Source organism: Ekhidna sp. (genome assembly GCF_040220215.1).
In the GTDB taxonomy this organism is placed as follows: Bacteria; Bacteroidota; Bacteroidia; order Cytophagales; family Cyclobacteriaceae; genus Ekhidna.
This window is the reverse complement of record NZ_JAVJTR010000016.1, coordinates 411,528-424,507: the sequence shown is the minus strand read 5'-3', so window position 1 is coordinate 424,507 and position 12,980 is coordinate 411,528. Positions and strand designations below refer to the sequence as shown.

The 12,980-nt window shown below is 40.1% G+C and carries 16 protein-coding genes; 13 read left to right on the top strand and 3 right to left on the bottom strand.

Annotation, left to right across the window (positions count from 1 at the left end):
* Nucleotides 1-76: 76 nt before the first annotated feature.
* The 13 genes from RIC88_RS10505 to RIC88_RS10440 all read left to right on the top strand — a co-directional run bounded on the left by RIC88_RS10505 (nt 77) and on the right by RIC88_RS10440 (nt 11,051).
* Entirely contained in the window at nt 77-628 is a 552-nt protein-coding gene (locus RIC88_RS10505; RefSeq protein ID WP_350217497.1) for a hypothetical protein, read from the top strand.
* The gene (locus RIC88_RS10500) at nt 628-1,080 is read left to right on the top strand and encodes a nucleoside deaminase (protein WP_350217496.1); all 453 of its coding nucleotides are present in this window, start codon (nt 628-630) and stop codon (nt 1,078-1,080) included. Before RIC88_RS10505 ends, RIC88_RS10500 begins: the two co-directional genes overlap by 1 nt.
* 302 nt (nt 1,081-1,382) lie before the next feature.
* Nucleotides 1,383-1,982: a superoxide dismutase gene (locus RIC88_RS10495; protein ID WP_350217495.1), complete on the top strand. Its 600-nt coding sequence runs from the start codon at nt 1,383-1,385 to the stop codon at nt 1,980-1,982.
* A gap of 207 nt (nt 1,983-2,189) precedes the next feature.
* Nucleotides 2,190-3,047 (top strand): ATP phosphoribosyltransferase, encoded by an 858-nt coding sequence (hisG, locus tag RIC88_RS10490; RefSeq protein ID WP_350217494.1) that lies wholly within the window; start codon nt 2,190-2,192, stop codon nt 3,045-3,047.
* 68 nt (nt 3,048-3,115) lie between these two features.
* A complete protein-coding gene (gene hisD, locus RIC88_RS10485; RefSeq protein ID WP_350217493.1) occupies nt 3,116-4,396 on the top strand; it encodes a histidinol dehydrogenase in 1,281 nt (426 codons plus the stop codon).
* Nucleotides 4,397-4,574: 178 nt separating this feature from the next.
* The gene (gene hisC, locus RIC88_RS19775; RefSeq protein WP_502880000.1) at nt 4,575-6,182 is read left to right on the top strand and encodes a histidinol-phosphate transaminase; all 1,608 of its coding nucleotides are present in this window, start codon (nt 4,575-4,577) and stop codon (nt 6,180-6,182) included.
* 30 nt (nt 6,183-6,212) lie between these two features.
* The gene (hisH, locus tag RIC88_RS10470) at nt 6,213-6,791 is read left to right on the top strand and encodes an imidazole glycerol phosphate synthase subunit HisH (protein ID WP_350217492.1); all 579 of its coding nucleotides are present in this window, start codon (nt 6,213-6,215) and stop codon (nt 6,789-6,791) included.
* 98 nt (nt 6,792-6,889) lie between these two features.
* On the top strand, nt 6,890-7,609 hold the full coding sequence (hisA, locus tag RIC88_RS10465) for a 1-(5-phosphoribosyl)-5-[(5-phosphoribosylamino)methylideneamino]imidazole-4-carboxamide isomerase (RefSeq protein ID WP_350217491.1): 720 nt from the start codon (nt 6,890-6,892) through the stop codon (nt 7,607-7,609).
* A gap of 7 nt (nt 7,610-7,616) precedes the next feature.
* Nucleotides 7,617-8,324 carry a hypothetical protein gene (locus RIC88_RS10460; RefSeq protein WP_350217490.1) on the top strand — a complete coding sequence of 236 codons (708 nt, stop codon included), beginning with the start codon at nt 7,617-7,619 and terminating at the stop codon, nt 8,322-8,324.
* The gene (gene hisF, locus RIC88_RS10455; RefSeq protein ID WP_350217489.1) at nt 8,321-9,079 is read left to right on the top strand and encodes an imidazole glycerol phosphate synthase subunit HisF; all 759 of its coding nucleotides are present in this window, start codon (nt 8,321-8,323) and stop codon (nt 9,077-9,079) included. Before RIC88_RS10460 ends, hisF begins: the two co-directional genes overlap by 4 nt.
* 11 nt (nt 9,080-9,090) lie before the next feature.
* Nucleotides 9,091-9,627, top strand: a complete 537-nt coding sequence (locus RIC88_RS10450; RefSeq protein ID WP_350217488.1) for a GrpB family protein — start codon at nt 9,091-9,093, stop codon at nt 9,625-9,627.
* Nucleotides 9,617-10,198, top strand: a complete 582-nt coding sequence (gene hisIE / locus RIC88_RS10445; RefSeq protein WP_350217487.1) for a bifunctional phosphoribosyl-AMP cyclohydrolase/phosphoribosyl-ATP diphosphatase HisIE — start codon at nt 9,617-9,619, stop codon at nt 10,196-10,198. Before RIC88_RS10450 ends, hisIE begins: the two co-directional genes overlap by 11 nt.
* Nucleotides 10,199-10,307: 109 nt before the next feature.
* Entirely contained in the window at nt 10,308-11,051 is a 744-nt protein-coding gene (locus RIC88_RS10440) for a DUF4382 domain-containing protein (RefSeq protein WP_350217486.1), read from the top strand.
* A gap of 163 nt (nt 11,052-11,214) precedes the next feature.
* Here the strand turns inward: RIC88_RS10440 and RIC88_RS10435 are convergent, their stop codons facing one another.
* The 3 genes from RIC88_RS10435 to RIC88_RS10425 form a co-directional block, all read right to left on the bottom strand.
* On the bottom strand, nt 11,215-11,628 hold the full coding sequence (locus tag RIC88_RS10435) for a hypothetical protein (RefSeq protein WP_350217485.1): 414 nt from the start codon (nt 11,626-11,628) through the stop codon (nt 11,215-11,217).
* 168 nt (nt 11,629-11,796) lie between these two features.
* Nucleotides 11,797-12,738, bottom strand: a complete 942-nt coding sequence (locus tag RIC88_RS10430; protein WP_350217484.1) for a hypothetical protein — start codon at nt 12,736-12,738, stop codon at nt 11,797-11,799.
* Entirely contained in the window at nt 12,735-12,944 is a 210-nt protein-coding gene (locus RIC88_RS10425) for a LuxR C-terminal-related transcriptional regulator (protein WP_350217483.1), read from the bottom strand. The genes RIC88_RS10430 and RIC88_RS10425 overlap by 4 nt, the downstream gene beginning before the upstream one ends.
* Nucleotides 12,945-12,980 lie beyond the last annotated feature (36 nt).

Below are 12,980 nucleotides of genomic sequence, written 5' to 3'. Positions count from 1 at the left end.
TCAGAAATTGAAAGCAGAGTTAGAAAGAAATGTTCCCTTGAGAGGACTAGAGGGGTGTATTTCTTAAATTCGCCATATGAAAAAAATCATCTGCCTTGGTATCCTTTTAAATACAACTTTCCTTTTTGCTCAGGAAAAGATGGTGAAGCACCAGATAAATGACGACATATCCTATCTGGTACCGGCATCATTCGTTCTTATGAGCAGCGGAGATCGAATCCAAAAGTTCGTTTCTGCCAGAGAGCCGTTAGCGATGCATTCATCCATGGACAGAGAAATAGATTTTGGTGTGAACTGGAACCCTATGCAATGGATCGTTGGAGATGAAAAAATGATATACGGCTTTTATAAAGCAAGTATCCAAAGCATGTTTGATGAAGTAGAGTTCATCCAGGATGACATAAAAGAAATCAATGGAAAGAAATTTGTCGTCTTTGAATTTATCTCATCTCTAAAGAGTGAAAATGCCTTTTCCAGCAAATCATCCAGAAACTATACATACATTCAATACACTTCTTATAACGATCAGGTTCTGCTTTTCAACTTCGGTTGCAAAGCGAGGTTAATGACACAGTGGCAGCCGGTTGCCAATGAAATTATGAATAGTGTAAAAGTGAAGATGAAATAATGAGTCTAAGCATTTATAGTGATGAGCATTTTATGAAGCAAGCACTCAATGAGGCACAACAGGCTTTTGATGAGGGAGAAATTCCGATCGGTGCAGTGGTGGTTTGTGAGAATAAAATCATTGCAAAGGATCACAACCGTGTAGAACGACTCAATGATGCCACCGCACACGCAGAAATGCTGGCGATTACCGCTGCGCAAAACCACCTAAGCTCCAAGTATTTGAATGAGTGTACACTGTTTGTCACACTAGAGCCGTGTAGTATGTGTGCAGGAGGGCTATTCTGGACGCAGATTGGCAGAGTGGTCATAGGGGCGCTTGACAAAGAGCGGGGATTCTCCAAATACAGTAAAGATATTGTTCATCCGAAGACAGATCTGAAGCTGGGCGTGATGGCAAATGAATCTGAAGTTTTGATAAAAGACTTCTTTAAGAATATTAGAAAGAAATAGATGTTGAGCACTTTCCTATGAAAATTCACGGGCCTTTATTATTAATTACAAACTTGGCTTTGTCAAGTTTCTTTTTGATAGATACTGAAACTAGTTCAGCGATGACTTACTTGGCCAAAAAGTAAATAATAATTCTAAATCGTCATTCTGAATTTATTTCAGAATCTAAACTTGACAAAGTAGGACTAATTAATCAGTCACTAATTAACTAATCACTAATTAACCCAACAAGGCAACTAAACATCCCTCAACCTTGTTATCTTCACAAATCATTTTTTTTGAACCTATTAAATCACATAATTATGGCTTTTGAATTACCAAACCTACCTTATGCACACGATGCATTAGAACCACATATAGATGCGAAAACCATGGAAATACATCATGGTAAGCACCATGCAGGATATGTTTCAAAATTGAATGCTGCCATTGATGGAACAGACATGGCCGGAAAATCTTTGGAAGATTTGGTGAAAAATCATTCTGATAACGGAGCGGTAAGAAACAATGGTGGAGGTCACTGGAATCACTCACTGTTCTGGGAAGTAATGTCTCCAAATGGTGGGGGTGAGCCTTCCGGCGCTTTAGCGGATGCTATCAACAAGGCATTTGGATCTTTCGATAAATTCAAAGAAGAGTTTAGCAACGCCGCAGCAACAAGATTTGGTTCTGGTTGGGCCTGGCTTTGCAAGAACAGTGATGGCACAGTTGCTGTTTGCTCTACGCCAAATCAGGACAATCCGTTGATGCCCGAAGCAGGATGTTCAGGTACCCCGATCCTTGGATTAGATGTTTGGGAGCATGCGTATTACCTGAATTACCAAAATAGAAGACCAGATTACATCAGCGCATTTTTCAATGTGGTAAACTGGGATGCTGTGAGCAAAAAATTTGCTGGATAAATTCCATTTAAAAAAGTCGTCTATATTTGCGACCTGAAATGAGAACACAACAACTACATCATCATGTACATCATATGCTCCACTCGAAAGAGACGGTGTAGTAGGTGTATTGTAGTTGACTAAAAATAACTCAAAGCCCTGACGAACCGTCAGGGCTTTTTTTATGCCTAAACTTTAACACTTATTCGAAATATCAGTTTCAACGACATGGAAGACATTTTAAAAATAGCAGTTCAGAAAAGCGGCCGACTCAATGAGAAAAGCATGGGCTTGCTCAAAGAGTGCGGAATCAAAATAAATAATGGAGGTAAGCTTATGTCCACTGCTTCCAACTTTCCACTAGAAATCTTCTATCTACGCGATGACGACATTCCTCAGTATGTTGCCGAGGGTGTAGCTGACATTGGGATCGTGGGTGAAAACGAATACCTGGAAAAGCAACAGCCTGTCGAAATAATCAACAGAACAGGCTTTTCAAAGTGCCGACTGTCGCTGGCAATCAAAAGAGAAGAAGCTTACCCGGGGCTTGAGTGGTTTTCAGGAAAAAGGATTGCGACAAGCTATCCGGTAATTCTAAAGAATTTCCTCCAGAAAAATAATATAGATGCTACTGTAGAGGTGATTAGTGGAAGTGTGGAAATAGCTCCGGGAATAGGCCTTGCGGATGCTGTCTTTGATATCGTGAGCACAGGAAGTACACTTTTGGCCAATGGTCTTAAGGAAGTTGAAGTCGCTCTTCGAAGTGAAGCATTGCTCATTTCCAATACAATGCTCAGCATGGAAAAGAAAGAGATACTGGACAAACTTCTTTTCAGAATCGAAGCGGCTAAGTCAGCGAAACAGAACAAATACATTCTTCTCAATGCCCCTAATGAAAAACTAGATTCCATTATTCAATTGCTGCCTGGAATGAGGAGTCCTACCGTGCTCCCGCTCGCTGATGAAGGTTGGAGCAGTGTACACAGTGTGATTAATGAGGATGACTTTTGGGAAGTAATTGACCAGTTGAAAGAAAAAGGTGCCGAAGGAATTCTTGTGTGTCCAATTGAAAAAATGATTGTGTGAATTAGTCAACAGACTTTTAGTCGACAGTCAACTGTGGACTAATTGCTGTGGACAGTTGAACTATTGAAATGAAGACAATAAAATACCCAGAACCATCCGATTGGCCTACACTCTGCAAGAGACCAACTTTCAATTTCTCGGAATTGGAGGAACGCATTGGTGCAATCATGACAGATGTTCGGTCTAATGGTGACAAGGCCCTCTTCCGTTACAGCAAACAATTTGATGCTGTGAAATTGGATAGTATGACCATTGATGTTCCTAAACAGGAATTCAAGATTGATCCTGCATTAGCAGATGCCATAAAAATGGCTAAATCCAATATTGAGAAGTTTCACTTTTCACAAAAGGAAGAAATAAAGGTTATCGAAACCATGCCAGGAGTGAATTGCTGGAGAAAAAGTGTAGCGATTCAAAGCGTGGGATTATATATCCCAGGCGGATCAGCACCCCTATTCTCCACTTTATTAATGCTGGCGATACCGGCAAAAATTGCAGGATGTAAAAATATTGTAGTGTGTACTCCCCCAACCAAAGAAGGTAAACTCAATGAGGTAATCGGTTGGACGTGCCAGCTACTTGGGATAGAAAAAATCTATTTGACGGGAGGTGCACAAGCAGTTGCTGCTATGACCTTCGGGACAGAGTCTATTCCAAAAGTGGACAAAATTTTCGGGCCTGGTAATCAGTATGTAACCGCTGCAAAGCAACTGGCACAGAACTTTGGAGTGGCCATCGATATGCCTGCCGGACCAAGCGAGGTGCTGGTAATTGCGGATAATTCGGCCTACCCCGAGTTTGTTGCCGCTGATCTGCTCTCACAAGCTGAGCACGGCCCGGACAGTCAGGTAGTTTTGGTGAGTGATTCTGAAAAATTCATTTCAGAGGTAAATGAAGAAATAACAAAACAGGTAAATGAACTACCTCGAAAAAACATTGCTTTGAAAGCACTTAAAAACAGTCAATCTGTCCTGGTCAAAAATCTGGATGAGGCCGTTTCATTTAGTAATGAATATGCGCCTGAGCACTTAATTATCGCAACCGAAAATGCAGAGGAGTTAGGCGAACAGATTACGATTGCTGGAAGCGTATTTCTTGGCAACTGGAGCTGTGAAAGTGCAGGTGACTATGCCAGTGGAACGAATCACACACTTCCCACCAATGGATACGCACGAAACTACAGCGGCGTATCTCTGGATAGTTTTGTAAAGAAAATTACGTTCCAGAGGCTATCTGAGAAAGGCATTCAAAACCTCGGTCCTGCCATTGAAAAGATGGCAGAGGCGGAGCAGTTGCAGGCACACATGCATGCGGTGAGTTTGAGGTTGGAGAAATTAAAAGAAAATTAGAAAAACAAGGCCTAGAATAAGACCAATTACTCCAAATAAAACATTATCATGAATCTTCGGCCTTATGAATTTTTTAATTAAAAAATATATCAAGTATCCAACTATTAAAAATGAACCAATGAAGATAAGATTGTTTAGTTGGTGTCTAAATTCTATCACTAATCAAATATAGAATCTAATGTTTGACATAAATAAAATCACACGAGAAAACGTCAAGAAACTCAAGCCCTATTCCAGTGCGAGAGATGAATTTGATGGAGTCGCAGAGGTATCGCTAGATGCAAACGAGAATCCTTTTGGATTTGGTCTCAATCGCTACCCGGACGCTTCTCTGAAGGAGTTAAAAACTGAGATGGCTAATTATCGTGGCGTTGAAATGAATCAATTGATTTTTGGCAATGGCAGTGACGAGTTGATTGATCTGCTAATCCGTGCTTTTTGTGAGCCTGGGAAAGATAAGATCATGACATTCCCTCCCACCTTCAGTATGTATGGTGTAGCAGCAGCAGTAAATAATGTAGAGGTGATCAACGAACCCCTGACTGATGATTTTCAAATTGATTTTGAAAACCTGCAGCCCAAACTTACTGACGAAGACCTAAAGATTATTTTCATCTGTTCGCCAAACAACCCAACGGGCAATTGCATCAGAAAAGAAACAATTCTATCAATCACAGCCGCTTTTTCCGGGTTAGTCGTTGTTGATGAAGCTTATATTGATTTTGGAGGGGAAAGCTTGGTGCAGGAAGATATTTCTAACCTGTTTATCCTACAGACATTTTCAAAAGCGCTGGGACTGGCCGGGGCTAGACTGGGTATTGGTTTTGGATCATCTGAGGTGATCAATGTGTTGAACAAAATCAAACCGCCATACAACGTCAATACATTGACGCAGGAAAAAGCAATTGATGTTTTGAATAGACCTGAGTTAATAAAGAAACAAGTCAGTATATTAATTGAAGAGCGAGAAAAGATGGAGCAAGCGCTGAAGGGCATTCCCTCAGTGAAAAAGATTTATCCTTCGGATGCCAACTTTCTATTAGTTGCTTTTGAGGATGCACAGAAAACCTATAGGGATCTGATGGCAAAAGGGATTGTGGTTCGTGATCGTTCCGGTCAGGTGCCAAATACACTTCGTATTACAATCGGAACACCAACAGACAATCAGAAATTGATTGCTGCACTAAAAAAAGAAAATTATGAAGAAAAAGGTCGTGTTGGGCGATGCGTTCGTGCGACCTCAGAGACTAAAATTAAGATTGAGGTCAATTTGGACGATCCTACCAAAACATCCATTTCGACAGGTGTAGCATTCTTTGATCACATGCTCGATCAAATAGCAAGACATGGAGCAATTGGCCTGCATGTGGAGGCTGAAGGTGACATTCACATCGATACGCACCACACCATTGAGGATACAGCGTTGGCATTAGGCACAGCATTCAATGATGCATTGAAGGATCGAAAAGGAATCGAACGATATGGGTTCTTACTTCCAATGGATGATTGCCTGGCACAGGTAGCAATAGATTTTGGTGGACGACCATGGCTGGAATGGGATGCTTCTTTTGATGCAACGCATGTAGGCGAAATGCCAACTGAGATGGCTTCTCACTTCTTTAAGTCTTTCTCAGATACTGCCAGATGTAATTTGAATGTGAAAGCAGAGGGCGAGAACGATCACCATAAGATCGAGTCGATATTCAAGGCATTCGCGCGTGCCATTAAGATGGCAGTGAGGAAGGATGATAGTGGAGTGATGCCTAGTACGAAGGGGGTGCTTTAGAATTGATAATGAACAATTAATAATTGACAATTGATAGCAATCGTAAAATACAACGCAGGTAATATCCGCTCGGTGAAAAATGCACTGGATCGGATCGGAGTGGAATCTGTGATAACGGATGATCCTGAGACACTGAATAGTGCTGAGAAAGTGATCTTCCCTGGTGTTGGTGAAGCAGGAACTGCTATGAATTATCTGAAGGAAAGAGGTCTGGATGAAGTCATCGTTTCTCTTAAGCAACCCTTTCTGGGAATCTGCTTAGGGATGCAGCTAATGTGCTCACACTCGGAGGAAAAGGACACTACTTGTCTGGGTATCTTCAAAGAGAACGTCCGTAAGTTCCCACCGAAAGGAATTGTGCCACACATGGGATGGAATGACTTCACCAAGGCTGAAGGGCCTCTTTTTGAAGAAATAGCAACAACAGATAATATGTACTTTGTTCACAGCTATTACGCTGAAGTGGGGGAAGATACGGTGGGAGAAACGGACTATCTGGTTCCATTCACATCAGCTCTTCAAAAGGGTAACTTTTATGGAGTGCAGTTCCACCCGGAGAAGTCCGCGGATGTGGGGAGAAAATTGATTGAGAATTTTTTAAAAATATGAAATGTAGATACGTCATCGCGAGCTTGCGAAGCGATCTCAAGATTAAGATTGCTTCATCAGCTTACAACTGATTCGCAATGACGGTAAAAAATAAAATCATGCGAATAATACCAGCCATAGACATCATCGAAGGAAAATGTGTACGACTTTCTAAGGGAGATTATGCAACGAAAAAAATCTACAATGAAGATCCGCTTGAAGTTGCGCAGCAATTTGAAGATGCAGGTTTGCAGTACCTTCATTTAGTTGACCTGGATGGAGCAAAAGCCAAGCACATTGTCAACTGGAAGGTGTTGGAGAAACTGGCAACAAAAACAAAGCTGAAAATTGATTTTGGTGGAGGGATCAAGTCCGATGAAGACCTAAGAGTTGCCTTTGAAAGTGGCGCGAAACAGATCACTGGTGGAAGCATCGCAGTAAAAGAACCGGTGAAATTCACTTCCTGGATCACAGCGTATGGTGCCGGAAAAATCATCCTAGGTGCAGATGCGATGGATGGCAAAATTGCCGTGTCCGGCTGGCAGGAAGAGTCAGATCTTGAGATTGAAGCATTTATTCAAGATTATGTGTCCAAAGGAATTGAATATGTGATTTCCACGGATATCTCGAAAGATGGCATGTTAGAGGGTCCTTCGTTTGAGTTGTATCAATCCATTCTTGAAAAACTCCCAGGATTGAAGCTGATTGCCAGTGGAGGAGTTAGTTCTATTGACGATTTAGTCAAGTTAAAAGAGCAAGGTTTGGAAGGAGCGATTGTGGGGAAAGCCCTCTACGAGGGAAGAATTCAAGTAACGGATTTAATTAAAATATTTACTTGATTTGAAGATGAAAAAAATTAAATCTGTTAGAAAGTGGCTTAATAAAAACAAAGTATTCTTTGAGGTATTTTCATTTCTCTTTCTAGGCTTAGCAGCTATTTTCATTTCATATCAGCAATGGAAAATTGCTTCAATGGAATTGCAATTGAATGAACTCAATTATCTGCCAAAAATTAATATTGAGCTAGAAAAAAATGGCAATACAGAAAGTATAATCATCTCAAACAAAGGATTCCACCTGAAAGATTATTCATCTGATTTATTCTCGTTCTATTCCCTCCCAAAAGATTGCAATGAAAATTGTCCGTATGACGATTGTGATGAAGAATATGGAGGGCAGGTAGGTGGAGGAAGTACGCAATATATCAATGTAAGAGTAATAGACTATTACATTGATCAAAGGGTTACTAACAATTCAATAAATACACTTGAAAAGTATCAAGGCTACCCGTTTAATGCTCAAATAAGAGATTCTTTAGAAAATGAAATGCGTGAAATTCATTGCGGCTTCAATTTCAAAATATTAGTTAAGGTTGAATACTCAACTGAATTCAATGTTAAGTCAACTCAATTTTTTGAAATAAATGAATTTGGGTTAACTGAAATTGAAAAATCACTTTATGAGAGAACTACATCAGATGCATTGGCTCAAGTTTATTTTCCTAAGATAAGCGCTAATGAAGTAATTGACAGATCAGGAATTAAATCAAAATGACATTAAAAAAACGAATAATTCCCTGCCTCGACATCAAAGACGGACAAACCGTAAAGGGGGTCAACTTCGTCGATATACGCAGTGCGGGTGACCCGATAGGGCTGGCGAAACGCTATGTGAAAGAAGGTGCTGATGAATTGGTGTTTCTCGACATCACAGCGACTGTTGATGGACGAAAGACGTTTGCAGCATTGGTGGAAGAGATTGCACATGAGATCAACATTCCATTCACCGTAGGTGGTGGCATCTCATCTGTAGAGGATGCAGGAGTATTGGTGAAAGCAGGAGCGGATAAAGTGAGCATTAATTCAGCGGCTGTAAAACGACCAGAACTGGTGAAAGAAATCGCCGATGAATTTGGGAGTCAGTTTGTGGTAGTCGCCATAGATGCCGGACTGGTAGATGGTGAGTGGAAAGTATTTGTAAAAGGTGGGCGTGAGGCCACAGAGTTAGATGTTTATGATTGGGCCAAGCAGGTGGAAGCCTTAGGAGCGGGGGAAATATTATTGACCTCCATGGCCAATGATGGTACTAAGAATGGGTTTGCTTTGGAGCTGACCGGAAAGTTAGCAGCTGATTTAAATATCCCTGTCATTGCATCAGGTGGAGCAGGCAACAAAGAACATTTTGCAGAAGTATTCGAACAGACAAAAGCCACCGGAGCATTGGCTGCTAGTGTGTTTCACTTTGGCGAGATACCGATACCTAAACTCAAAACGTTTCTAAGACAGAAGAATTTAGATATTAGACTTTAGATCTATTTACAATGCTGCTTCAGGAATATCAAGTAAACTGGCCTAAAGATTTCACTGAAATCAAAAAGATCTTGATCGATGCAAATCAAGGAATCAAGATTGCCATTGAGCATGTTGGCAGTACTTCTGTTCCGGAATTACCAGCAAAGCCAATCATAGACATGGATGTCATTTTCTACGAAGTATCAGATTTTGAAAAAATCAAATCCAGACTTGAAACACTGGGCTATTACCACAATGGCGATCAGGGAATTGAAGGTAGAGAGGTATTTAAAAGAAGAGCCAACAATGACCATCAGGTTATTGATACTATAAGACATCATTTATACGTGTGTCATCATCAATCCCGAGAACTAAAAAAACACCTGCTCTTTAGAGATTACCTGAGAAATAACCCGAATGCTCGAAGCAGGTATGCCAAAATCAAATATGAATTAGCCGAAAAGGCATATCAGGATAAAAATATTTATGCCTTATTGAAAGAACAAGGTGTTAACGACTTCATCAATAAGTGCATTAAAAAACAAGAAAGTAAACATGGAAAGTAAAAAACTAATCCCCGCGATCATCCAACATGCGGAAACCAACCAGGTACTTATGCTTGGCTACATGAACGATGAATCGCTTGCGAAAACCAAAAAAGAAGGCAAAGTGACTTTCTATAGCCGATCCAAACAACGACTCTGGACAAAGGGCGAGACTTCAGGTAATTTTCTGAATATCACGAGCATCCAGGAAGACTGTGATAACGATACCTATCTGATCAAAGTGATTCCGGAAGGAGACACCTGTCACAAAGGCTCCTATACCTGCTTCGGAGAAAAAGAACCGGCCGGTTTCTTACATGAGTTGCAAGGGGTAATCCAGTCAAGAAAAGACAACCCATCTGAAAAGTCTTACACCACAGAGCTTTTCCAAAAGGGGACGAAGAAAATCGCTCAAAAAGTAGGGGAAGAAGCTACAGAGGTTATTCTTGAAGCAATGGATGGAAATAAAGATTTGCTGATCGAGGAGTCTTCGGATTTACTATATCACTTTCTAGTATTACTAGCGGATCAGGGACTAAAGCTGGAGGATATTGAAGCTAAATTGATGGAGCGGCATTTGAAAAATCGCTGATCGATCGATGCTTTATTTTAATCGAACGTTAATTCTTAAATTGAATTATTTATAGAAAAAATTGTAATTTTGAACTATGAAAAATTATTCAACAGCTATTATTAAAAACATGAAAAATTATCTTTTAACTGTATTATCGATCATTTTACTTGCTTCATGCGGTAGCGATGATCCTGAAAACGCACGACTTCAGGTAGTGCTGGTTGATGCTCCTGCCGAGTACGATCAGGTGAATATAGATGTTCAAGAAGTCAACGTAAAACTTGATACTGGCTGGACAGATGTGAGCGATTTCGACCCGCAGGTGATGAACCTTTTGGATTTGGTTAATGGTACTGAGGCAGTATTAGCCGATACAGACATCCCAGCTGGGAGATTGGGCGAGGTTAGACTGGTTCTTGGTGATAACAACTCCTTGGTTATCAGTGGTGAATCCGTAGATTTAACCATTCCCTCAGGATCAGAATCAGGTTTAAAAATTAAAATCAATCAGGATTTGCTGGCAGGTGTCACTTACAAGCTTATCCTGGATTTTGATGCAGCAAAGTCGATCGTAGAAACAGGAAATGGTGAATTCAAATTAAAGCCGGTTATCAGAGCAAATATGGAAGCACAAACCGGAGCTATCTCAGGAAGTATTTCACCTGCTGAAGACGGGGTAGTTGTTTATGCCATTGTCAATGACGACAGTGTATCAACTTACAGTGATGCAGATGGACTTTTCTTGATCAGTGCACTTGAAGCTAATACCTACAATGTGGTCGCGATCAACGCAACTGATACTACTTCAGTCGACGGTATTGAAGTGGTAGTGGGAGAAGTTGCCGACGCTGGAGAATTGAAATTTGAATAAAAATTCTGTGAAATAGAAATATTGAAAAGGTCGACAGTTAATGTTGGCCTTTTATATTCCATTATCTCGCCTTCAAAATAATTAATCCGCATGTGGCACCTCTCATACGGACTACATATTGAAACCGTGTATTGGCCAGGTGGCGTGTGGAAAATAAGTCAACCTATTTTTTAGGAATTTGTCTCAAAAATTCATCGAGAGCCTTCTTCAATTCTTCCTTTTCTTTAAAAAGATCACTGGAGATTTTCACAACCGCTCCACTTTTTAAGTGTAGTTTCCAAACAACCGATTCTATTCCTTTGGAGGTAGACACAGTTTTGTGATGCTTAGCAATGTCATCTACACAGATGTGATGACTTTTTCTCAGGTTTTTTATGCTGATTTCTTGTTCGATTATGGTCAAAGTGGTGAAGCTTGAACCTACTGCGATGGTTGTCACCAATCCAAGACCAATTAAGATCCACATCAACACGTACAAATCATTCTGATTTCTTAGAATCAAAGCAGTACCAAAAAATAGCCCCGGGATGAAGATCATCAACGTATTTGATCTGAAGACTTCAGCTTGACTTTTCATGACAATATCTAAAAAGCTTAAATGTCATACTATTGAATGAATTGAGCATAAACATATATCGTCTACAAGCTAAAATAAAAAGACTGCCTTTTCAGGCAGCCTTTCAGTTAAAATAGAATCACCGCGATTCATATTTAATTCTTACGAATATGATGCTTTACATGACCCTCATTTATTAAAGTACCCAAATATCTCACCGAGCGCCTGATTGTTGAACTCCTTCATTGTTCCGGTTGTGGTTGCAACATATTTGTCTTTATCACATTTCGCCTCATGAGTAAAGTCGTTGGATGAGTGTGTCAGGAAACCGCTATAGGTAGGCTTAGTAGCCATTGAAAATGCTTTTAGTTTTTCACCTTCGTTTTCAAAAACACCTTCAAATTCAGGTATTTTCTTTGGGGTGTAATTAATTGCTATCATTTTGCCCGCCCAGGCATTCAATACACATGATGGCATTTTCAACCCAATATTTCCCTTCACACTGGAAGTGCCTAAAACAGAACTTTGACTGGCATTCAGATCAATGGCAGAAAACGTATAATCTGCTGTTACTACCATTACATCGTCCATTTCTTTTAGCAACCTCATTGGAGCACCAACCACCTGTTTCTCTTTTCCCGAATTGGATATTCCTTTTACATAGTATTGAAATCCCTCTGGGGTAACTTTTAAATAACCTGGGTTTTGATCCTCGTTGATATTTGCTCCCATTAATTCATATTCTTCAAAATATTTTAAGTCTCCAATGTCGTTGACAGTTAGCACTTCAAAACCTTGACTTTTAAATGCATTGACAAAGTCATTATAAACCGCATTCGTGATGTTTTGAAGATCTGCTGCATCAATACCTGTCACAGCAACATTCATACTGGCGCTGGAAGATCCTTTGCTTGAATTTGTGGTTGTCTTTGAAACTGCTTTGGCATCTGCAGTCATCTGAAAATTCACATTGAATTCTTTGACATAAACCTTCTTAGGAAACTTTTTCAGGTTCTTTTCGCCGTACCCATTGGATTTAAGCTCTATCTCTTGTGAATAGGATAGGTTTAAGATTATAACCCCTGCACAAAAGAGCATTAATTTTCTTATTCCGTTAATTGATGTTTTCATGATGTTTTGATTTTAATGTTTGTGTTATAGAAATGCTTGACCAGTCCCACCACGGTCTTTACTCCAGTCTTTGAGTAAATACTCTTTCGATGTGTCTCTACTGTGCGTTCGCTGATATTCAATTCTTGAGCGATCACTGAGCCTGACTTCTCGTCAAGTATTAATTGAAGAACTTGTTTTTCACGTGGTGTAAGTGGAATAGACATCTGTTCTGAATTTTATCAAAGTTGAATTCAGAAATA